We start from the raw sequence: 20240 nt of genomic DNA, 5'->3' as shown, positions 1-20240 counted from the left end.
ACGGGAGCGCGACAGGTGGTGCGGCCGTGCCCCGGCTGGAAGGCCCAGTCGACTGCGTCTCAAATGGGATCGGCTTGCGATCTGGCTTACCGGATCGGGAACGAAGAATCGGATGACCATGTCGTGGGCGGAGTGAGTGTGCGGTACTTGACACCGCACTTTGATTTTGAAAGTGTCGATGTATGAGCCTTTTCATCACCTGCCCGGTCGAGAACGTGGAACGCGCTACCGCCTTCTACACCGCGCTCGGCTGGACCTTCAACGCAGAGATGTCCGATCACAACGTGTCATGCTTCGCGATCACGCCCGATCAGTACGTCATGCTCGGCAGCCGTGAAATGTACGCAAGCGTCGGCGGCGTCCAGGAGCTGATCGGCGGACCCGACACACCCTCGAAGGTCACGGTTTCGTTCGACCTCGACAGCCGCGAGGCGGTCGATGACCTCATCGAGCGCGCCGGCAGCGCCGGCGGCCGGATCGGCGACATCGACGACTACCCCTTCATGTACCAGCGCCAGTTCGACGACCCCGACGGCTACCACTACTCACCGTTCTGGATGAAGCCAGACACCGCCCCAACCACGTGAGCGACCTCGCCGCGGCCCTCGAGATCGTGGGAGCACGGTGGGCCCTGCTCCTCGTCGAGCGGCTGTTGGACGGGCCGCAACGATACGGCGACCTGCAACGCGACCTCGGCATACCGATGAGCGTGCTCGCCACCCGCCTGCGCGAACTCGAAGAAGCAGGCGTGCTGCACCGTCTGCCCCTCCGGCACAACACCCGCGCCTATGCACTGACGGATCGCGGACTTGCCTTGCGTGAGGCGATCATCGCGCTCGCGCACTGGGGCGCCGAGGGAGCCTGAGCCGTGCCGCAAAGGCCGCCGGCTGCCCCGTTGCGTTGACATACGCACACCCTGGCCTCACGCTGAGCCGCACGCTAATGGATCCCCTTTACGCACGACTTCTTCAGTCAGGTCTCGCGACAGGGCATGCTTCGCCGCGTGCCGAGCCGAAGCCTCAGGGTCGCAGCAGCACCTTGCCGACCCGGCCGGGGCGCGTGGCGGCCCCGACCGCCGCACGCACATCGCTCAGAGCGAAGGTCCCCTCGACCGGAAGCCTCAGCTGTCCGCTTCTGATCAACCGGAACAGTTCGCCGAACAACGCCCGGCGCGTGTCCGCCGGCATTGCTGCCGACACCTTGCTGCCCCAGAATCCCTTCACGGTCGTCTGTTTGAAGATCACATCGCCCGATGACAGCTCCATGCGATCGGAGGCCATGGCTCCGAACGACACGAGCGTCCCGCCCTCGCCGAGCAGATGCAGCAGGTCCCCGGATGCCGACCCGCCGACCGAGTCGACCGCCGCGCTGATCGGGCGGTCGCCGGCGAGCTCGAGCACGCGATCGCGCCAGTCGTCGGATGCCGTGGCCACGACATCCGGGATCCCGTACGCCGCGAGCTCGGCCACGTCCTCCTCGCGACGCACGACGCCGATGACGCGGATGCCGCGGCTCGCCGCGATCTGCGCTACCAGGCGTCCGACCACCCCGTTCGCCGTGTTCTGCACGATCACGTCGCCCGGCCCGACCTCGAGGAAGTCGACGAGCGAGACGGCGCTGAACGGCATGGCGATGAGCTGTGCGGCGACCTCGTCCGGGATTCCCTCCGGGACCGGCACCACGGCGCCCGGCTTGGCGATCACGTACTCCGCCCAGGACCCGAACGTGCCACCGGTCGCCACGCGCTGCCCCACCTCGAGACCCTGGATCTCGCTGCCGATCGCATCCACGATGCCCACGGCTTCCGTGCCGGCCCGCGCGGGCAGCTCCGGCTTGTAGCCGTAGGTGCCCTTGATGGTCCAGAGATCGTGGTTGTGAATGGGGGAGAGCACGACACGAAGTCGAAGCTCCCGCGGTCCGGGCTCGGGAAGCGGTTGCTGTTCGACGTCGAGTACTTCTGCCGGGTCACCGAATTCGTGATGGACGATCGCGCGCATCGGTCGAGCCTACGCTCGGATGATTCGCGTCCATCGGGTGATCCGGGGGACGACGTCGAGCACGATCACCGACGAACAGTGGCGGCGAGAGAATCCAGGAGCGCCGCGGGGAACTGACCCGCGTGATCGCGGTGCGGCAAGCGCGTTGCTAGAGTGCGTGCCGTGCCGGCCGATCCGCCCAACGCCACCGCTCCCATCACCGTCGATCTCGTGCGCTCGTTGCTGCACGACCAGTTCCCGGACTGGGCCGACCTGCCGATCGTGAAGGTCGAACCCGGCGGCTGGGACAATCGCACGTTCCGTCTCGGCGACGAGCTGAGCGTCCGCCTCCCGAGCGCGGACGCCTATGTTCCCGGCACCGAGAAGGAGCAGCGCTGGCTGCCGTTGCTCGCCCCGCAGCTTCCCGTGCCCGTTCCGACGTCGGTGGCGACAGGCGCGCCCAGTGCCGAGTTTCCGAGGCCCTGGACGATCAACACGTGGCTCGACGGCGAGCCGGCCACGACGGCGCGCATCCCCGATCCGTCGCTCTTCGCGCGTGACCTCGCCGGCTTCCTCAACGCTCTGCGCGCGGCGGACGCCACCGACGGACCTGAGCCGGGTCCGCACTGCTTCTGGCGCGGCGGACCCGTCGCGTTCTATGACGACGACACGCGGCGAGCGCTCGCGCTCCTCGAGGGCACGATCGATACGGATGCCGCCCTGGACGTCTGGGCCGCAGCCTGCGCATCGTCGTGGGGCGAGCATCCGGTGTGGTTCCACGGCGACATCGCCCACGGGAACCTTCTCGTACGGGACGGACGCCTCGCGGCCGTGATTGACTTCGGCACGAGCGGTGTCGGCGATCCCGCGTGTGATCTCGTGATCGCCTGGAACTCGTTCGACGCGCCGACTCGCGTCGCCTTCCGCGACGCGCTCGGCTGGGACGACGAGCTCTGGGTGCGTGCCCGCGGCTGGGCGATCTGGAAGGCGCTGATCGTCGCCGCCGGTATGGCGGGTTCGCACGATCCGGCACGCGAGCAGGCGAACGCGCTGCGGGTGATCGCCGACGTGATCGCGGAGCATCGGGCGTCCGCTGAGCACACGGCGTCGCCGTAGCAACGTGGCTCAGGAGGCGTTGAGCAGCTCCCAGTGTCCCTCCGACACCACGTCGACTGCGCCGTCGACGACCGTGATCGCGGTCTGGTCGTCGATCGCGTAGGCCGGTCCCTGGATCGTCTTGGCCCACTCGTGCGCACGCTCGGTCGTGTTGTACGCCCAGCCCGGATAGTCCAGGTGGGGGAAGATCGAGAAGTCCACGATGCCGAGCGTCTCGTCGCCGCCATCCGGATGCCAGTCGACGAACTGACGCCCGATCCGAGGCGTCATCACCATGCTGCCTGCGCTGACCCCGACCCACACGGTGTCGCTCAGCGAAGGGAGCTGCGCCGCGAGGCCCGACTCGCGCATCCAGTGGGCGAGGTACACGGCTTCGCCGCCGTCGACGAGCAGCACGTCTGCCTCGCGGACCCACGGCAGCCAGCGTTCCTCGCCGATGCTCGGCAGCGCGGTGAGCTCGAGGACGCCGACCGACTTCCAGCCCAGCTCGCCGAGGCCGACCTGGCCGGGCCACCTGCCGGCCACCGACATCCACACCGATTCCGGTGTGCACGCGGGCTGACCCCATTGCGCGGTCGGGATGAAGAGTGCCCGGCTTTCGGAGATCGGCTTGCCGAGGAGCCGCACCAGCGCGTCCTCGATGCTCGGGTTGGTGACTCCGCCGGAGGTGAGCAGCAGTTTCATGATGACCCTTCCCGCCCGCGACCGTAACACCGCCGCTCACCCGCCGCACCCCGAAGCTTGCCTGTGCCGCGCGCGCAATAACGCTCTCCATCGCTCGCCCGCTCCTCGTCGTGTTCGTCAGGGCCTCCCGCGATGCCCTCTTCGCGTCACTCCGCTGCGAGGCTCGCTGATCCCGGCACCGCGCTCAGGCGCTTGCGCGGCGACAGCGGCACGATCGCCTTGCGACGGTGTGCCGCCACCAGCATGATCGCCGAGAGCGCGACGCTCACCAGGACGGGGATGATCGACGCTTCGAGGCCGAAGTCTCCACCGGTGAGGAACGCGGGCCCGTGCACCGAGGTGATCATGAGGCCGGGGTCGACGTGACCGGAGACCGGGATGCCGATGGCCTGCTCGAGTCCGTTCCACGTCGCGTGGAGGGCGAAGACCAGCCACAGGCTGCGACGCCACAGGAAGGCCGCGCCCATCAGGCCGCCGGCCTCGACGGCGATCGCGATCGAGCTCCACAGCGTCGCGCCCGGGTTGGCGGAGTGCGCGAGCCCGAACAGCGCGGCCGTCGCGATGAGAGCGATCCAGCTCCCACCGAGCTTTTCGATCGCCTGCAGTGCGAGCCCGCGGAAGAGCAGCTCTTCGGTGACCGCGCCGCCGATCGCGACGGCGATCAGCTCGGGGAGCGCACGCAGGCCGACCGCGCCGTCGAACGTGAAGCTGTAGCCGCCGAACAGCGCGATCACACCGACGGACAGGGCGAGGAATCCGGCACCGATCGCGGCGCCGATCCCCACGTCGCGGAGGGCGTGACGGAAGGCGATCTCGGGGGTACGACGACCTGCGACGAAGCGCATCACCGCCCAATACGCGACGATCGCGAGCGCCGCGCAGCCGACAGCGGGCAGGGGTCCGGCGCCGACGAACACCGAAATCACGCCAACGACGATGACGCCAACGACGAGCCACACAAGTGGGTGGCGGAGGAAGCGGATGATGGGCTTGTTGTGCTGCACGATTGTCATGGCTCCGACGCTACGGATGCCCCCGCCCCGCCCGAATCGCCCCCGAGCGGACAATCGCCATCCCTCTGCCGGGGGATGGGCATCGGCCAGATCCGGTCACGGCCCACGGCTGAGCTCCCGTCCGGATCGGGGCGGGCGCTCACCGCTCGGGGACGATCAACCCGCTCCGGTATGCGTAGGCCACCGCCTGCACCCTGTCGCGAAGCTCGAGTTTGAGCAGGATCCGCGACACGTACGTCTTCACCGTCTCGCGGCTGATCACGAGCGCCTCGGCGATCTCCGCATTCGAATCCCCGTGCGCCATCGCGGTGAACACCTCGAGCTCGCGGGGCGTCAGCTGCGCGAGCAGCGGATCAGCGTCGGCGCGCGGTCCAGGCGGCAGCACGCGCTCCGCGAACCGCCCGAGCAGTGCCTGGGTCACGGTCGGCGCCAGCAGCGATTCGCCGGCTGCGATCGTGCGCACACCGTCGACCAGCTGGGCCGGACTCGTGTCCTTGAGCAGGAATCCGCTCGCCCCTGCCCGCAGCGCGTCGTACACGTATTGATCGAAGTGGAACGTCGTCACCACGAGCACCCGCGGCGCGTGCTCCACCCCGGGGCCCGCGATCATCCGGGTGGCCGCGATGCCGTCGAGCACGGGCATCCGCACATCCATCACGACGACATCCGGATGCACGCGGCCGGCGAGTTCGACAGCGTCACGTCCGTTCTCCGCCTCGCCGACGACCTTGATGTCCGACTGCGCGCCGAGGATCGTCGCGTACCCCGCCCTGATCAGGGCCTGGTCGTCGGCGATGATGACGCGGATGCCGCCACCCGGCATCCGCTCTCCGCTCACGTCGTCCATGCCCGTTGCGTCAGCGCGGTCGGCCCCGGAGTTCGCCGCGCCGGGGCTCGCCGTCCCGGGGCTCGCCGTCCCGGGACGAGCCATCCCAGGGCTCGCCGTGTCGGCCTTCGCGGCGTCGGCTGTCACCGGGTCCCTCCTCGGAGTGTGGCGTCGGCCACCGTCACCGGGATGACCGCCTCCAGCACGAATGCACCGTCAGGTTCGGCATCCGCTCGCAGTCGTCCGTCGAGACGCCGCACGCGCTCGGCCAGTCCGGCCAGTCCGCGGCCGGAGCCCGGCGCGACCGGTCCGTGAGATGCGCGGCCGGCGGCCCGCGTGACGAGCCGCGTCCGCACTTCGGACCGATCCCAGTCCACCCGCACCTGGGTCGACGCACCCGCTGCGTGCTTCAACGCGTTGGTCAGCCCTTCCTGCACGATGCGGTACACGGCGAGGCGCAGCTCATCCGTTCCGACGGGATCCCCGTTCTCGTGCAGCACGACAGGCTGGCCCGACCGCTGCGCATCGGCGATGAGGTCATGCAGGTCGCCGATCGCGGGCGAGGTTGCAGCACCCTCTGGCCCGAGCACGTCGAGCAGCTGCCGCAGGTCGGCGAGGGCGCTTCTGCCGCCGGCCGCGATCGATTCGAGCTGCGCGCGCACCGCGGTCTCGTCGGCCGGCAGGAGGAAGGCCGCGGAATCCGCCTGCACCACCATGCCCGTCACGTGATGACTCACCACGTCGTGCAGCTCTCTGGCCAGACGAGCACGCTCATCGCTCACCGCGTCATGCGCGGCCTGATCGGCTCTGGTGCGCGCCGCCGCCACCTGGATTCGCACCACATCGCCGATGCCCCAGGCCGCGACGAGCACCAGTGCGAACGTCGCGAAGTCCCACGGCTGTTCGCGTGAACCGAGCCAGGTCAGCGCGACGGCGAGCGCGACGTACGCGACGACGCTCACCGCGATGGCGAGACCACGACGTCGTCGCAGATGGGCGGCCGCCGAATAGAGCGCGAAGAGCATGCCGAGACCGGCGGGGGATGCCGGGTATCCGAGGCACTGGTCGAGTGCGAACGCGAGGCCGACGACGCCGAGCACCCATCCCGGCGCGATCCGCCGGGCGGCCAACGGCAGGGTCTGAACGAGGATCAGCACGACGTGCAGGGGATCCCCGGGCCGCGAGGAGAGCTCGCCGAGTTCGAGCCCGTATGACCTCAGCGCCGGCACCAGGGAGATCGCGGCGAGCGCCACCGCCCCGAGGCCGTCCCACACCCATCCGGGCAGGGACCGGCACCACTGAACCAGTCGCACCCGCCAACTGTAGGGCACGGCGGCATCCGCCCAGCCTGTTCGGCCGTTCGTTGCAGTCCGACCGCCCGACCGCCCGACCGTCCCGACCGACCGACCCGGCCCACACTGCCGCCCCGTCCCGACCCACACTGCCGCCCCGTCCCGACCCACACCGCCGCCCCCACACCGCCGCCCCGTCCCACACTGCCGCCCCGCCCCGCCCAGCCACCCGCTTGTTGTCGCCACTCCGCCAGCCACCCCGCTGTCTCGACCAGCCACCCGCTTGTTGTCACCACTCCGCCAGCCACCGCCTTGTTGCCGCCATCACGCTCGCCCCCTTGTTGCCGCCATCACGCTGAGCCACCCTCTTGTCGCCGAGCCACCCCGGAATTCACGCGAAATGAGGGGTGGCTCGGCAACAAAAGGGTGGCTCGGCAATAAGAGGGTGGCTCGGCGGGGATGGGGGTTGGGTGGACGCCGATTTAGGAAATTGCCTGATGGGCAATATTGCCTGATGGGCAAGTTAATGAGACGATGTCGGCGTGGTCGGTTCATTGCGCGAGAAGAAGAAGGAGCAGCTCCGCGAGGAGCTCAGCGTGACGACGGTGTTGCTCGCCCAAGAGCGCGGACTCGGCAATCTGCGCGTCGACGACATCGTCGACAAGGTCGGCGTGTCTCGCCGTACGTTCGGCAACTACTTCTCCAGCAAGGAAGACGCCATCGCCGACCGCCACGTTCAGCGCGCCAGGGTCGCCGCCGACGACCTGGTGCGGCGCCCAGCCGAGGAGTCCGTGTGGACGGCGGTCACGGAGTCGCTGCTCGCGCCGTACGTCGGCGTCGGTCCCGGCTCCCCGAAGGAGCAGAGCGGGCTGCTGGCCGTGCTGTCCGATCCGGGCATGCAGTCCGCCGTCGACCGCGGCACTCGGGCCGCCGCGACTGTGCTCGCTGAGGGGATCGCCGCACGCATGGGCACGGCCGCGCTCGGTGACCCGCTTCCTCGCATCATCGCCACCGCCGCGCTCTCCACGCTGCTGACCACGCTCGAGTACTGGGTCGGATGCGAGGATCCCGGCCCCTTGCAACCCTTGCTCCGAACCGCGTTCGATCGGCTCGGAGCAGGTTTCGACCACCTCGATTGAGGTGGGTCCGACACGACCTGACGCCACCGGCGTGCGCGAGAAAGGACCCAGTTCCATGTTCGACGTCATCATCACCGGAGGAGGCCCGGTCGGCCTGTTCCTCGCCTGCGAGCTCAAGCTGGCCGGTGCGAATCCTCTCGTGCTCGAACGCCGTCTCGAGATCGATCAGGGCGACAAGGCCCATGGCCTGACCGGACAAGTGGTGCGACTGATGGACCACCGCGGCTTGTTCGAACGTTGCACGGGAAAGGCCGAGCCGGCCCCGGCGCCCGCGTTCTTCTTCGGTGCGATGACGCTGCCGCTGCACGTCCTCGGCGACCGCAACCCGATGTACCTGATGCCGATCAATCAGCGCGACCTCGAGCGCGTGTTCGGCGAGCGCGCGGCGGAGCTCGGAGTCCAGGTGCGGCGGGGCGTCGAGGTCCGCTCGTTCGAGCAGGATGATGACGGGGTCCAGGTCGTCACTGTGGACCGGACAGGCGCCGAGACCACGCTCTCCTGCGCTTACCTGATCGGGTGTGACGGGGCGAGCAGCACGGTGCGCAAGCAATCCGGAATCGGATTCCCCGGTCACACCGACCATCGTGTCGTCGACCGCACGGTGCTCATCGCGCCGACCGCACAGCTCGCGCCGGCCGGACCGGGACGAGTGCGGGTCGCCGGCCTCGGGGAGATCCCGGACAGCTACCACCGCACCGAGAACGGCGTGGCCACCATCGCCCTGTGGAACCCCGAGCATCCGATGATCAACACGCTGGAATGGGAGGAAGCGCCCGAGGGCGACTCTCCCGGTAACGGCGCCCCGATGACGCTGAGCGAGATGGAGGACAGCCTGGAGCGGGTCCTCGGCATCCGCCTTTCGCTGTCCGCGCCGGCGGAGGGATCGCCCACGCTGTTGCGGAGGCGAAGCGGCCGCAACACCCGGGTGGCGGAGCGTTACCGCGATCGCCGCGTGTTCCTGGCCGGTGATGCGGCACATGTGCACTCGGCCGCCGGCGGTCCCGGTCTGAACCTCGCACTGCAAGACGCCGCGAACCTTGCCTGGAAGCTCGCCGCCCGCGTGAACGGCTGGGCGCCCGACGGATTGCTGGACACCTACGAGGCCGAGCGGCATCCGCTCGGCCGACGGGTCTTCATGCAGACCCAGGCGCAGACCGCGCTGATGTCTCCCGGCTCCGATGTCACAGCGCTCAGGGAGCTGTTCGGCGAATTCCTCGCGGATGCGGACAACGTGCAACGCGTCGCCGACCTCATCGCGGGCGCCGACGTTCGCTACGCGATGGGGTCGGCCGCGCCGAACGGCCCGACAGGCTGGTTCGCGCCGTCGATCACCCTCCGCCTCCCCGACGGCCAAGACGTGCGGCTCGCCGAACTGCTGCGCACGGCACGGCCTACCCTCATCGACGCCGGCGGGCGCCTCGGGGAGATCGCCGCACCCTGGAGCGATCGGATCGATCACGTGACGGTCGCCGATGACGGCTCCGCTGCGTCGTTGCTGGTGCGTCCCGACGGCTACGTCGCCTGGTCCGCCGAGGATCCGGTCGACCTCGCGGATGAGCTCCGCGCCTGGTTCGGCGAACCGCGAGCCGACGTGCGGCTCGCGTCGTGAATCGCGGTCCCGCCCCGCGCACCGGACCAGTCACCCTCTTGTCGCCGAGCCACCCGGGAATTCACGTGAAACGAGGGGTGGCTCGGCGGCAAGAGGGTGGCTCGGCAAGAGGGTGGCTCGCGGGCGAGGGGTGGCGGGGCGGACGCCACTCCGCGAGGAGTCAGGGTGTCTGATGTTCGGGCGATGCCGCCTCGTCCGACGTGAGCAGAACGACATTGCCGTCGGGGTCGTCGATCATCGCGGCGAACGGTCCGGCGGTCTTGGTCGGCGCCATGCGGCCGTGATACCCGGCTTCGGTGAGCTCGCGCCACTTCGACTCGACAACGGCATCCTCACCGACGTAGAACTCCAGCAGCTGCTGGTAGCCCTCGGACGGGCGGGAGAAGTCGGGGTCGTACACGGAGGCGAAGTCCGTGGTCAGAAGCAGACTCACGCCGCTCGGCATGCGGTGGATGACGATCGGTCGCGTGGCAGGCGGATCCGGCAGGTCCAGGCCCAGGGCGCGATAGAAGCGGACGGAAGCCGCGAGGTCGCGCACTTCCAGCAAGACCATGCTGAGTTGCAGTTCCACCCGCGTCACTCTGCCACAACGGACGCGATCGTCGACCGACGAATCCGTCCGGTCCGAAAACACGTGGCCTCGACGGAAGGCAGCGGCCTTCAGGATGCCATTGCTCGCGTGACCCGCGTCCGTCTCGACCGCCTGCCGAAGCCACGATGTGGGATATGGTGACATCGACCAGCCCGAGTCGAATCGATTCGAGCGTCGACCCAACGTCCTCATGGAGGAATCCCATGGCCGGAAACGTGCAGCTCATCCGTTCGAGCGAACTCTTCGACGGTGTCCCCTACGCATATGCTGCGACCGCTCCCGCCGGCGCGCGCATCGTCTACCTGGCCGGAGCGTGCCCGTTGAATGCGGATGGGTCGACGGCGGCGGTCGGCGACATCCCGGGGCAGACCCGCAAGTGTCTCGAGAACATGCACGCCGCGCTGAAGGCCGCGGGCGCCGACATCACCGACGTGATCTTCACGCGCGTGCTCGTGGCATCCACCCGCCAGGAAGATCTCGGGGCGGCCTGGGATGTCGCGCACGCCGAATTCGGACAACACGACGTGCCCAGCACGCTCTTCGGCGTGACCGTGCTCGGCTACGCCGACCAACTCGTGGAGATCGAGGCGATAGCGGCGATCGCCGAGTAGACCGCCGGCAAGCCGACCGAGCCGGGATGGAACGTCGACCGCATCGCTGCCGCGCACGTGGATCGAAGAGGCCTACGCCGACCTCATCCACTACGGGGAGGCAAGCAAGGGCGGCCATTTCGCCGCGCTCGAGCAACCGGCGATCCTCGTCGAGGAGATCCGCACCGGCCTCCGAAGCCTCCGTTCCTGACGGGGATCAACCCGGCAGGTCCTCGTGCTGTTCAAGCCCCGCGTGGTACCGCACCAGAGGCAAGAAGAGCTGGTGAGCCACGTGTTCGAGCTCTTCACTTGATGGGGCGATGCGTTCGGCGAGCATGGAATACCGGATGAACATGCCCGGCATGACGAGCACGACATCGGGAACGGGTGCGTCGCCGATCTCACCGCGGCTGCGGGCCTGGTCCACCACCTGCCGGAATGCGGCGGTCGCGACCTCTCTCGTCTCTTCGGGGATTTCGTCGAGCTCGCTGAACAACCCGGCCGCGACGTCGATGCCGATCCGCCGCATGCGGTGTGCGAACTCGTGCAGGAGGGCCAGGACGTCACTCTCGAGGCTTCCGGTGTCGGGCACATGCCCGACGATCGTTCCGGCGTGGGCACGCACGGTCGCGAGCACGAGGGCCGCCCTGTTGGGCCAGCGGCGATAGACGACGGCCCGGCTGGTGCCCACCGCGCGGGCCACGCCATCGATGGTGAACGCTGTATAGCCCTCGCTCTGCAGTTGCTTCCATGCAGCGTCGAGGAGAGCGCCGTCGAGCTCGGATGCACTGCGTCGATGCGCAGGACCGGCATCGATTGGCGTTTCCATACCCAGAGGATACACGTGTACCTTGAGCCCATTAGATACACGTGACTCTTGGGAGCGACATGACGGACACGAAACAGAAGCTGGAGCCGCTGGGCTGGCCGTTGATCCGATTGGCGCTCGTGATCATGATCGGCGGTGTGACACCGCTGATCGACACGACGGTGGTCAACGTCGCCTTGCACACGATCGGCGAGGACTTCGGCGTCGGCGCGAGCAGCGTCCAGTGGGTGACGACCGCGTACCTGCTCACCATGGCGGTGACTGTGCCCGTGACGACATGGGCGTCCGACCGGTTCGGTGCGAGGCGCCTGTGGCTGATCGGGTTGGTGCTGTTCCTGGCCGGCTCGGGACTGTGTGCGGTGTCGTGGAGCTTCGGTTCCCTGGTCGCCTTCCGTGCCCTCCAAGGCGTCGGCGGCGGACTCATGCTTCCAGTGATGCAGACGATCCTGGTTCGTGCCGCCGGACCATCCAGGGTCGGCCGGGTGCTCACGATCGTGATGCTCGTGGCCACGATCGCCCCGATCGCCGGCCCGCTGGTCGGCGGGATCATCGTCACGTCGGCGAGCTGGCAGTGGGTGTTCGTGATCAACCTCCCGCTCTGCATAGCGGCGGCCGCGCTCGCCACCGTGTACGTTCCGCGCGAGAAGCCGCAACGCGACAAGAAACTCGATCTTCTCGGTGTGCTGCTGCTCGGGGTCGGCACCACGGCGCTCTTGTTCGCGTTGAGCAATGCCGCTTCGAGGTCAGATGATGCCGGACTGCGGGTGTGGACACCGCTCGTCGCCGGCATCGTTCTCATCGGGGCATTCGTCGCATGGAGTCTGCGGCTCGGAGAGCGTGCCGCCATCCCCGTCCGTCTGTTCGCGCAGCGATCATTCGGCACCGCCACCAGCGTGCTCTTCCTCACCGGCGTCGCTCTCTATGGGGCGCTCTTCCTGATCCCGCTCTACTTCCAGCAAGAGCGCGGCATGACGGCGTTGGCGGCGGGCGCGATTCTCGCCTTGCAGGGCATCGGTTCACTGCTCACCCGGTGGGTCGGCGGCGTCGTCGACAAGATCGGCGCGAAGCTCATCACCGTCACCGGCGTCATCCTGTGCGCCATCGCGACGATTCCCTTCGCCGTGGCCACCCCGCACACCAGTTATCTGCTTCTCGGAGCAGCCCTGATCGTCCGCGGCGGAGCGCTCAGTGCGGTCAACATCGCGATCAGTGCCGGCGCATTCGTCGGGCTGTCCCGTGCCGAGGTGCCAGCCGGCTCGGCTGTCGTCCGCCTCGTCCAGCAGCTGGGCGGTTCGGCCGGTACGGCGATCCTCGCGACAGTGCTCGCGGGCTTCGCCCTGGCGACCCAACCCCTGACCGGTTTCCACACCGCGTTCCTCTGGAGCATCGGGCTCACGGCAATCGCCCTCATCCCCTGTTTGATGATCCCGGCGCGACCGCGAAAACTGCAGGAGGTGTAGGTCTCAAATACCGAATCGATGTGAAATGGCGGAGGGCCCCTGCAGATTCCGCGGAGCTCGCGCTACCGCTCCAGCCCCGTGTCGAAATCGCACGGATCGGAGCGGATCGGAGCCTAGGCTCCGTCGCCCGGTTCCAGCGGCGCGAGCCGTATCTGTCTCGCGAGGCCATACGCCGCGCTCCGGTCGTCTTCGTCGGCGACGAAGACCCGCCCGATGAGAAGGGCAGCGTGATGCGGCACGGTAATCCTCGTCATCCCGGCCGGCGTTTCTCCGCTCCACGCGGACCCGCAGAGCAGGAAGTCACCGGCTGCCGTTCCGGTCGTGCGCTTTCCGACGTAGGCGAAGTTTGCGCCACTGGTGGGATCGGTGAACTGCAGGCAGTAGTAGCGGTCGTTCATGTCGGGCACGTGGAGCACTCGCGGCGCCGACTTCACATCCAGCCAGCCGCCGACGTAGAGCACGTCGTCCGCGCCTGTGGCGATGACGCTGCCCGAGGCCGCGGATTCGGCCGAGTTCTCCGGCACGGCGTAGATCGTGTTCACCGGGATCGGGCCGCCGCCCAGCCCCCGCCTGGTGAAGAGCCGCTTGAAACCCCCGACCGTGATCCGCGGCCAGAAGTAGATGAAGGCGAACGCTCCGACCACCCACACGGCGACAGCCGTCACAGCCAGCAGGAGGATGGCATCCGGGCCACCGTCGGCGACCCGCTGGTAGATGACCCACGCGAAGACGACCAGGATGACGATCGTGACCACCACGCCGTACTTCAGGATCAGGCGGTTCACGACCGCACCTCGACGATCGGTGGCACCTCGTAGTCGCCATTGACGACGGATGCGCCCGGCAGATACGCGCGAAGCATGAGCTTGAACCGACCCTTCGGGGTCGCCAGCCAGTTCGGCGCCGCGTCGGCGGGCGGGTCCGCTCTGAGCACGATGTCGACTGAGCCGTCCGGATTCGTCACGAGACCCGAGTGGCTGTCCACGCTCGACCGACCGCTGGAAATGCGGGTCTGGTAGCCCGCGGTGTCGGTCGCAGTGAGGGACCAGAACGCATCGTTCGGAGGAAGCTGCCCTGCTGGGAAGTGCATCCGATACGTGTTCCCGCCGCCGAGCCGCGCGCCCTTCTCGTCGCGGGCGGTCGTCCAGTAGGCGGCCTCCTCGAACACGTTCACGACGGGGAGCGCCTTCTGCAGCGCCGCCCGCACGAGGATGCCGTTGCCCGGACGCCCGGCTCTGCGGATCGCGCTCCATCCGTTCACGGTCGTCGTCTCCGCCCTGGCCACCGCGTTCAACACGAGGATCGTGGTGAGGTAGGCGAACGTGAGGCCCATGATCACGCCTTGCACCACCCCGGATTGCGCCACCCACGTGAAGAACGCGCTCACGATGCGACCTCCATCACAACATCCCGGTTCTGAACAGCACGACCGCGGCGACGACCGCGGCAACCACGAGCGCGAGGACCACCCAGCCTTGCCAGCGATACGGTCGCCAGCCCACCCCGGACCTGTTCGGCCCGAACCATGGCATGCGCGTCTGGTCCGTACGATGCTCGGCGCCCCGCCGTCGGTCGCTGGTCGTCTTCAGGCACCTGCAACCGCCTCTCTGTCCGCTCTGTCGGCCCGAATCGCGGGCCGACAGTCGAACAGTAGAACGCGGAAAGTTCTACTGCAACTAGAATAATGTGTGCTTCTCGCTAGGATGGCCTCGTGTTCGTGCTCGTCGACCCGACAGCCGTGACCCCCGTTTTCGCACAGATCGCCGAGTCGATCGCCACGCAGATCGCGACGGGAACGATCGTCACCGGAGAACGGCTGCCTGCCGCGAAGGAGTTGGCCGGCTCTCTCGGCGTCAATGTCCACACGGTTCTGCGCGCCTATCAGGAGCTGCGCGACGAAGGCCAGGTCGAGCTGCGACGCGGCCGTGGCGCCATGGTGCTCGGCACACCCACCGCCGAGGAGGTGCGTGTGGCCGTCGCCCGTGCCGCAGCGGAGGCGAAGGCCGCCGGCATCCCGATCGGGACACTGTTGGCACTGGTTCGGAAGGAATACGAGTCGTGAGCGTGCGACTCGTCGACCACCGCACCGCACGACGGGCGGCGCTGGCAGCGACGATCTGGATGCCGGCGGCCTTCGCCTCCGCTGCGGCAGGGCCGGGCGAGCAGCCGTGACGCCGTCGATCCGAACGGGATTCCTGCGGATGCTCAAGAACACCCTCAACCCGCTCACCCTCCGCGCCGCCCGGTCGGGGCGAGGTCCGTTTTCGCTGGTGCGTCATGTCGGACGCACATCCGGTGCGACGTACGAAACCCCGGTCATCCTGGCGCGCCGCGCCGACGGTTTCGTGGCCGAACTCACCTACGGTCCGCAGGTGAACTGGTACCGCAACATCGTCGCCGCCGGACACTGCGACATCCTTTACCAGGGGGTCGAGCATCACATCGACCGCATCGAACCCCTCAGCACCGAGGAGGGGCTCAGCGCATTCGGCAACCCCCGGGCCATCGTCCTCAGACTCCTGCGCCGTCACGAGTTCCGGCTCCTGCACGAAGCGGCAAGGTAGGTTCACCGAGACCACGGACTGCCACGCCTGCACCGCCGGACGTCGGGACGGGGCCGTCGAGCCCAGCCCCGGACATCCTGGTGTCAGATCGCGTCCAGCGGCGCCCATTGCGCGAAGGCGAAGCCGTCACCGTCACGCGTCACCGTGAAGCCGCCGTGGCCGGGGGTATGCGACGGGAACATGAGCAGCCCCTTGTCCGCGGCCTCGCCGAAGACGCGGAAGCGGGTGGCCTCTGCGGTCGTCGGATCCTCGCAGAAGCAGCTGCTGGTGCCGTGGTCGTGCACCTGCGCCGGGCTGTGGATCGTGTCGCCGATGAACAGCGCTTCCGCGTCACCGGACTTCACGCGCAGGATGGCGGAGCCGGGCGTGTGGCCAGGAGCCGCCTCGAGGGTGAGGTTGTCATCGATGCGGTAGATCCCTCGCCACGCCGTCACCTGTCCAGCGTCGAGGACGGGCTGGATGCTGTCCGCCCAGGCGAGGTGCGCGCCCGGACCCATGATGGTGTCGGCGCCGCGCTCGGGGTTCCAGAAGTCCAGGTCGTCCTGCGGCATGAGATAGCGGGCGTTCGGAAAGGTCGGCACCCACGCGCCGTCGACGAGCCGCGTGTTCCACCCGATGTGGTCGGCGTGCAGGTGCGAGTTGATCACGATGTCGACGTCTTCCGGCCGGATGCCGAGCGCGGCCAGTCGGTCGAGGAACCCGGTCTTCAGGTGCGACCAGCCGGGGACGTCCGGACGGTCCTTGTCGTCGCCGATCGCGGCCTCGAAGAGCACGACCTTCCCGGCCGAGCGGAACACCCAGCTCTGGAAGGCGACACGAGCCGTGCTGTCCAGCACGGTGTCGGCGTCGGACTCGAGGTGGTGCGGGCGCAGCAGGGCCTCGTGATCCTCCCAGGCAGAGACTGCGGTGCCGGGGAAGAACTGCTCGGGCGTCATCCCGACGCTGCCGACGCTTTCGACCGCGCGGGTGACGATCACGTCGCCGAAGGTGAGCGTGGGAGAAGTGGGTAAGGCGGAGGTGGGCGTGGCAGAGGTGCGTGAGGCGGAGGTGATGGTCATTTCGTTGCCTGTTCTGTGCTGGTTGCGGCGGTGATGGTGCCGGTACATGAACAACCTCGCCGGCGGATGCGCCCGGCCCCAGCCCACGCGAGAACTACCCCTGCCAGGGGCAGGCAGCCGCGGTGACCCGCACGGATACTGGGACGGTGGACACCCAACCTGAGGCCAACGAGCTCGGCACCTTCCTGCGGGCGGCGCGAGGCCGGGTGCAGCCAGAACAGGTTGGCCTGCCGGCCGCGCGGACGTCTCGTCGCCTGCCCGGACTGCGCCGCGAAGAAGTCGCGCTGCTGGCGGGCGTCGGCGTCTCCTATTACACGCGCATCGAACAGGGGCGATCACGCCATGTCGGCATCGAGGTGTTGAACGCCGTGGCCGACACGCTGCTGCTCACGCCGGCAGAGCGCGCCCATCTGCGCACGCTCTCCGACGGGCCGAGCACCGGCAGAGCCGAGAAGCAAGCATCCGTGAGACCCGACCCCGGTCTGCTCCAACTGCTCGAGGTCGCCCCGAACATCCCGGCACTGATCCTCGGGCGCTACACGGAGGTGCTCGCCTGGAACGCCGGCGGCCGCAAGCTCCTCATGCCGAGCTTCCCCGACGTCGCGCTCACCGACGGCAACCGGCCGAACATGGCTGAGGCGGTGTTCCTCGACCCCGGCACGCGCAGCCTATACACGAACTGGACGCAGAAGGCGCACGCCGTCGTCGGCAATCTGCGCATCGTCAGCGCGCAGCATCCTGGCGACGCGAAACTCGCCAGACTCATCGGCAACCTCGCCATTCGCAGCACGGAGTTCTCTGCCCTCTGGAACGACCACCGCATCCAGCCCTGCGCCGCGATGGAGGTCACCCTCAACCATCCTGAGCTCGGAACGCTCACTGTGCTGCAGCAGTCGCTGCGCTCAGGGGCCCACCCCGACCAGTTGCTGGTCACCCATACGGCGCCGTCACGAACCAAGGAGTCGGACGCCCTCGCCCTTGCGCCCCACCTGGCAGACGTCACGCCGCTCGCGTACGGCAGCCCGTCGTTCCAGTGAGCCGGCCAAGGACATGTCTGACAATTCGTGGCCGGCCGCATGGCGCGGCGCGCAGTCGCGATCGGGCCGGCCGAGCTCGCTCGTGAGACGCTCGTCGCCCTCCCCGCGCGGCGTGCAGGACCGGGCCGAGACCCAGGTCGGCACCCTGTCCGGCTGCTAGGCGACCCGGATCACGTATTTGCCTTCTCCACGGCCCTCGGCAAGTCGTTGCTGCAGTTCCGGCGCTGCCGCCAAGCCGCTGACGACCGTGCGTTGCGGCGTCACGTCGCCGGCAGCCATCGAAGCCAGGGCACGAGTCAGTGCGGCTCCGATGAGCTCCGGGCGAGCCGCCGAGATCCCGGCGAGACTGTATCCCCCGATCGAGGCGCTAGCGGCGAAAAGCCGTGCGGTCGGTGGCAGCGCAGCAAAGGCTCCGCCGTTCGCGTTCCCGAACAGGATGACGCGGCCCAGCGGTTCCAGCATGTCGAGATCGGCTTCCAGCCCCGCGGTGCCTTGCGGATCCAGGATCACGTCTGCCCTACGGCCGCCGAGGTGGTCGCGCACCTGCGCGGCCACTGACGGTCCTCTCACGAACGCGGATTCGTATCCTGCCGCGATGGCCGCCGGCACTCGGGCGGGAGCGCCCACCACGCCGATCAACCGCACGTCACCGCGAATGGCCGCCAGCGACGAGATCGCCTGTCCGACTGCCCCGGCCGCACTGTGCACGACGACGATGTCGCCGGAGCGGATGCGCGCGGCATCGTCGACCAGTAACGCCGCGGTCGTCAGCACTCCCGGCGCGACGGCCGCAGCATCCAGCGGAACGCCTGCTGGGACGCGTGCGACCAGGGATGCCGCGGCGAGCGCGTAGTCGGCGAGGCCTCCGGAGTTCGTCAGCGCCGCCACTTCGTCACCCGGAGCGAAGCCGACCACACTGGGCCCCACGTCGGCGATCGTGCCGGAAACCTCGAGCCCTGGGATCGCGGGCCATGAGTCCGCGTATCCCGGGTCCCCACGACGCACCATGACGTCCTTGAAGTTCACGCCTGCGTAGCTCACCCGGATGAGGACCTGGCCGACGCCGGGCTTCGGCCGAGCGACTTCGTCGATCCGCGTGCGCGAGACATCGCTCGCCGGCCCGTCGAACAGCACTGCGTGCATTCCGTTCCTTCTTTCGACAACCATCGAATGTCGGATCACGGTAGCATCATTCGTAGATCATCGAAAGAGAGGATCATGGCCCACAATCCACGCCCGCGGCTCGACCACCCGGCCGGCGATGAACTCGAGCTGACGGCGGTGCTGCATGCGCTCGCGGACCCGACCCGGCTGGCCATCGTCCGCACCCTCTACCGCGAAGCCGACGGTCGCGCGTGCGGCACTTTCCCCGTCGACGTGGCCCCGTCCACGCTCAGCCACCACTTCAAGGTGCTCCGCACCGCCGGCGTGATCTTCCAGGAAGACCACGGGACCCGCCGCTGGACCACGCTGCGGCTGGACGACCTCAACACCAGCTTTCCGGGCCTCCTCGAGGCCGTCACACCCAGAAAGTAGCACCGGAACGGGCATCCGTCATCGGGCGAACACCTACACGAGACCCGCAGAACCGCGACCCACGCGCCCTGGCTCTTCGCCGGTGCCGTCCTGCTGTGCACGCGCGTTGAGGAACTCGTGCCAGGTTCGCCGACCACGCTGCACGTCGTCTCCTGCGAGGTTGTCCCCGGCGCGGTAGGCGCGACCGATCGCCCCGGGGATCCGAACCGGGAGCCCGGGATGCGAGCGGCCACCGGTCGCCTCGGCGTAGACGTCGGCCAGCTGCCGGATGTCGAGAACCTCGGGCCCGGCGATGTCGGCGACACGGCCGGCAGGATCCCCGAGTGCCAGTTCCACAAGTCGCGCGGCGACCTCGTCCACATTGACCGGCTCGAAGCGCAGCCCGCCCGGAGTGGGCAACAGGGGGAGCTTCGCCATGCCCCGCAGCATCGGGAACACGAATTCGTGCAGCTGCGCGGCTCGCAGAACGGACCACGGTGTGCCCGACTCGGCGATCGCGCGCTCGGCCTCAGCCTTAGCGCGGAAGTAGCCGATGGGCATCCGGTCCGCGCCGACCACGGAGATGAGGATGAGGTGTCGCGTACCCGCGGCCGTCGCAGCTGCAGCCAGGTTGCGTGCAGCGATGTCGTCGCCCTTCGCCCCGCCGGCGAGGTGCAGCACGACATCCACACCGTCAAGCGCCTCCGCGAGTCCGGTGCCTGCGACAGTGTCGCCGGCGACGTGGTGGATTCCGGGCTGGTCCTCACGCGGATGCCGGGAGAGGATCCGCACATCGCGGCCGGCCTCCCGTAGCATCGGCACGACGCGGCTGCCGATGGTTCCGGTTCCGCCTGTCACGAGCACTGTTGCGTTCATGGCCTTCGTCCTTTCATGTCACAACCGAGGGCGTTCCCTCGTCGACACCATGACGACCGACATC

Annotated in this window: 23 protein-coding genes; 11 read left to right on the top strand and 12 right to left on the bottom strand. The window is 68.6% G+C overall.

Annotated elements, in window-relative coordinates; genetic code table 11:
• Window positions 1-182: 182 nt before the first annotated feature.
• Entirely contained in the window at window positions 183-587 is a 405-nt protein-coding gene (locus ACX9R5_RS03215; RefSeq protein ID WP_459407559.1) for a VOC family protein, read from the top strand.
• Window positions 584-865, top strand: a complete 282-nt coding sequence (locus tag ACX9R5_RS03210) for a winged helix-turn-helix transcriptional regulator (protein WP_459407558.1) — start codon at window positions 584-586, stop codon at window positions 863-865. The genes ACX9R5_RS03215 and ACX9R5_RS03210 overlap by 4 nt, the downstream gene beginning before the upstream one ends.
• A gap of 154 nt (window positions 866-1019) precedes the next feature.
• On the opposite strand, the gene ACX9R5_RS03205 is transcribed toward ACX9R5_RS03210, so the two are convergent.
• Window positions 1020-1997 carry a zinc-binding dehydrogenase gene (locus tag ACX9R5_RS03205; RefSeq protein ID WP_459407557.1) on the bottom strand — a complete coding sequence of 326 codons (978 nt, stop codon included), beginning with the start codon at window positions 1995-1997 and terminating at the stop codon, window positions 1020-1022.
• A 162-nt stretch (window positions 1998-2159) separates the two neighbouring features.
• Here ACX9R5_RS03205 and ACX9R5_RS03200 point away from each other — a divergent pair, with 162 nt between their 5' ends.
• Window positions 2160-3092: an aminoglycoside phosphotransferase family protein gene (locus ACX9R5_RS03200; protein WP_459407556.1), complete on the top strand. Its 933-nt coding sequence runs from the start codon at window positions 2160-2162 to the stop codon at window positions 3090-3092.
• 9 nt (window positions 3093-3101) lie between these two features.
• Here ACX9R5_RS03200 and ACX9R5_RS03195 read toward each other — a convergent pair whose 3' ends face one another.
• From ACX9R5_RS03195 to ACX9R5_RS03180, 4 genes are all read right to left on the bottom strand, one after another.
• The gene (locus ACX9R5_RS03195; protein WP_459407555.1) at window positions 3102-3776 is read right to left on the bottom strand and encodes a Type 1 glutamine amidotransferase-like domain-containing protein; all 675 of its coding nucleotides are present in this window, start codon (window positions 3774-3776) and stop codon (window positions 3102-3104) included.
• Between the two features lie 146 nt (window positions 3777-3922).
• A complete protein-coding gene (locus ACX9R5_RS03190) occupies window positions 3923-4789 on the bottom strand; it encodes a CPBP family intramembrane glutamic endopeptidase (RefSeq protein ID WP_459407554.1) in 867 nt (288 codons plus the stop codon).
• A gap of 139 nt (window positions 4790-4928) precedes the next feature.
• A complete protein-coding gene (locus ACX9R5_RS03185; RefSeq protein ID WP_459407553.1) occupies window positions 4929-5762 on the bottom strand; it encodes a response regulator in 834 nt (277 codons plus the stop codon).
• The gene (locus tag ACX9R5_RS03180; RefSeq protein ID WP_459407552.1) at window positions 5759-6928 is read right to left on the bottom strand and encodes a sensor histidine kinase; all 1170 of its coding nucleotides are present in this window, start codon (window positions 6926-6928) and stop codon (window positions 5759-5761) included. Before ACX9R5_RS03180 ends, ACX9R5_RS03185 begins: the two co-directional genes overlap by 4 nt.
• A 521-nt stretch (window positions 6929-7449) precedes the next feature.
• Here ACX9R5_RS03180 and ACX9R5_RS03175 point away from each other — a divergent pair.
• The gene (locus ACX9R5_RS03175) at window positions 7450-8046 is read left to right on the top strand and encodes an acyl-CoA-like ligand-binding transcription factor (protein ID WP_459407551.1); all 597 of its coding nucleotides are present in this window, start codon (window positions 7450-7452) and stop codon (window positions 8044-8046) included.
• A 55-nt stretch (window positions 8047-8101) separates the two neighbouring features.
• Window positions 8102-9655, top strand: a complete 1554-nt coding sequence (locus ACX9R5_RS03170; protein WP_459407550.1) for an FAD-dependent monooxygenase — start codon at window positions 8102-8104, stop codon at window positions 9653-9655.
• Window positions 9656-9815: 160 nt separating this feature from the next.
• Here ACX9R5_RS03170 and ACX9R5_RS03165 read toward each other — a convergent pair whose 3' ends face one another.
• A complete protein-coding gene (locus ACX9R5_RS03165) occupies window positions 9816-10226 on the bottom strand; it encodes a VOC family protein (protein WP_459407549.1) in 411 nt (136 codons plus the stop codon).
• A gap of 224 nt (window positions 10227-10450) precedes the next feature.
• Here ACX9R5_RS03165 and ACX9R5_RS03160 point away from each other — a divergent pair, with 224 nt between their 5' ends.
• A complete protein-coding gene (locus tag ACX9R5_RS03160) occupies window positions 10451-10858 on the top strand; it encodes a RidA family protein (protein WP_459407548.1) in 408 nt (135 codons plus the stop codon).
• A 196-nt stretch (window positions 10859-11054) separates the two neighbouring features.
• On the opposite strand, the gene ACX9R5_RS03155 is transcribed toward ACX9R5_RS03160, so the two are convergent.
• Window positions 11055-11666 carry a TetR/AcrR family transcriptional regulator gene (locus tag ACX9R5_RS03155; protein WP_459407547.1) on the bottom strand — a complete coding sequence of 204 codons (612 nt, stop codon included), beginning with the start codon at window positions 11664-11666 and terminating at the stop codon, window positions 11055-11057.
• Between the two features lie 59 nt (window positions 11667-11725).
• On the opposite strand from ACX9R5_RS03155, the gene ACX9R5_RS03150 reads away from it, so the two are divergent.
• On the top strand, window positions 11726-13126 hold the full coding sequence (locus ACX9R5_RS03150; RefSeq protein WP_459407546.1) for an MDR family MFS transporter: 1401 nt from the start codon (window positions 11726-11728) through the stop codon (window positions 13124-13126).
• A gap of 113 nt (window positions 13127-13239) precedes the next feature.
• Here ACX9R5_RS03150 and ACX9R5_RS03145 read toward each other — a convergent pair whose 3' ends face one another.
• Window positions 13240-13911: a DUF1254 domain-containing protein gene (locus ACX9R5_RS03145; RefSeq protein ID WP_459407545.1), complete on the bottom strand. Its 672-nt coding sequence runs from the start codon at window positions 13909-13911 to the stop codon at window positions 13240-13242.
• Window positions 13908-14513, bottom strand: a complete 606-nt coding sequence (locus tag ACX9R5_RS03140; protein ID WP_459407544.1) for a DUF1214 domain-containing protein — start codon at window positions 14511-14513, stop codon at window positions 13908-13910. Before ACX9R5_RS03140 ends, ACX9R5_RS03145 begins: the two co-directional genes overlap by 4 nt.
• 324 nt (window positions 14514-14837) lie before the next feature.
• Between ACX9R5_RS03140 and ACX9R5_RS03135 the strand changes: the two genes are divergently transcribed.
• Both ACX9R5_RS03135 and ACX9R5_RS03130 read left to right on the top strand, forming a co-directional pair.
• On the top strand, window positions 14838-15188 hold the full coding sequence (locus ACX9R5_RS03135) for a GntR family transcriptional regulator (RefSeq protein WP_459407543.1): 351 nt from the start codon (window positions 14838-14840) through the stop codon (window positions 15186-15188).
• 106 nt (window positions 15189-15294) lie between these two features.
• Window positions 15295-15690, top strand: coding sequence for a PNPOx family protein (locus tag ACX9R5_RS03130; RefSeq protein WP_459407542.1), 396 nt, complete (start codon window positions 15295-15297; stop codon window positions 15688-15690).
• Between the two features lie 83 nt (window positions 15691-15773).
• Here the strand turns inward: ACX9R5_RS03130 and ACX9R5_RS03125 are convergent, their stop codons facing one another.
• Window positions 15774-16748 carry an MBL fold metallo-hydrolase gene (locus ACX9R5_RS03125; RefSeq protein WP_459407541.1) on the bottom strand — a complete coding sequence of 325 codons (975 nt, stop codon included), beginning with the start codon at window positions 16746-16748 and terminating at the stop codon, window positions 15774-15776.
• Window positions 16749-16894: 146 nt separating this feature from the next.
• Between ACX9R5_RS03125 and ACX9R5_RS03120 the strand changes: the two genes are divergently transcribed.
• Complete coding sequence (locus tag ACX9R5_RS03120; protein ID WP_459407540.1) at window positions 16895-17785, top strand: helix-turn-helix transcriptional regulator; 891 nt, start codon at window positions 16895-16897, stop codon at window positions 17783-17785.
• 156 nt (window positions 17786-17941) lie between these two features.
• Here ACX9R5_RS03120 and ACX9R5_RS03115 read toward each other — a convergent pair whose 3' ends face one another.
• The gene (locus tag ACX9R5_RS03115) at window positions 17942-18928 is read right to left on the bottom strand and encodes a quinone oxidoreductase family protein (RefSeq protein ID WP_459407539.1); all 987 of its coding nucleotides are present in this window, start codon (window positions 18926-18928) and stop codon (window positions 17942-17944) included.
• Window positions 18929-19003: 75 nt separating this feature from the next.
• Here ACX9R5_RS03115 and ACX9R5_RS03110 point away from each other — a divergent pair, with 75 nt between their 5' ends.
• Entirely contained in the window at window positions 19004-19321 is a 318-nt protein-coding gene (locus ACX9R5_RS03110) for an ArsR/SmtB family transcription factor (protein ID WP_459407538.1), read from the top strand.
• A gap of 33 nt (window positions 19322-19354) precedes the next feature.
• Here the strand turns inward: ACX9R5_RS03110 and ACX9R5_RS03105 are convergent, their stop codons facing one another.
• Window positions 19355-20176 carry an SDR family oxidoreductase gene (locus ACX9R5_RS03105; RefSeq protein WP_459407537.1) on the bottom strand — a complete coding sequence of 274 codons (822 nt, stop codon included), beginning with the start codon at window positions 20174-20176 and terminating at the stop codon, window positions 19355-19357.
• Window positions 20177-20240 lie beyond the last annotated feature (64 nt).

The organism is Rathayibacter sp. CAU 1779 (assembly GCF_054551755.1).
The sequence above is the reverse complement of the archived record's forward strand: the minus strand, read 5'-3'. Positions and strand labels throughout refer to the sequence as shown.

Bases quoted from the DNA above. Each gene is read 5' to 3' on its own strand.
- ACX9R5_RS03215 (WP_459407559.1), top strand. From the start codon at position 183: ATGAGCCTTTTCATCACCTGCCCGGTCGAGAACGTGGAACGCGCTACC.
- ACX9R5_RS03205 (WP_459407557.1), bottom strand. From the start codon at position 1,997: ATGCGCGCGATCGTCCATCACGAATTCGGTGACCCGGCAGAAGTACTC.
- ACX9R5_RS03195 (WP_459407555.1), bottom strand. From the start codon at position 3,776: ATGAAACTGCTGCTCACCTCCGGCGGAGTCACCAACCCGAGCATCGAG.
- ACX9R5_RS03190 (WP_459407554.1), bottom strand. From the start codon at position 4,789: ATGACAATCGTGCAGCACAACAAGCCCATCATCCGCTTCCTCCGCCAC.
- ACX9R5_RS03170 (WP_459407550.1), top strand. From the start codon at position 8,102: ATGTTCGACGTCATCATCACCGGAGGAGGCCCGGTCGGCCTGTTCCTC.
- ACX9R5_RS03160 (WP_459407548.1), top strand. From the start codon at position 10,451: ATGGCCGGAAACGTGCAGCTCATCCGTTCGAGCGAACTCTTCGACGGT.
- ACX9R5_RS03155 (WP_459407547.1), bottom strand. From the start codon at position 11,666: ATGGAAACGCCAATCGATGCCGGTCCTGCGCATCGACGCAGTGCATCC.
- ACX9R5_RS03150 (WP_459407546.1), top strand. From the start codon at position 11,726: ATGACGGACACGAAACAGAAGCTGGAGCCGCTGGGCTGGCCGTTGATC.
- ACX9R5_RS03125 (WP_459407541.1), bottom strand. From the start codon at position 16,748: ATGACCATCACCTCCGCCTCACGCACCTCTGCCACGCCCACCTCCGCC.
- ACX9R5_RS03115 (WP_459407539.1), bottom strand. From the start codon at position 18,928: ATGCACGCAGTGCTGTTCGACGGGCCGGCGAGCGATGTCTCGCGCACG.
- ACX9R5_RS03110 (WP_459407538.1), top strand. From the start codon at position 19,004: ATGGCCCACAATCCACGCCCGCGGCTCGACCACCCGGCCGGCGATGAA.
- ACX9R5_RS03105 (WP_459407537.1), bottom strand. From the start codon at position 20,176: ATGAACGCAACAGTGCTCGTGACAGGCGGAACCGGAACCATCGGCAGC.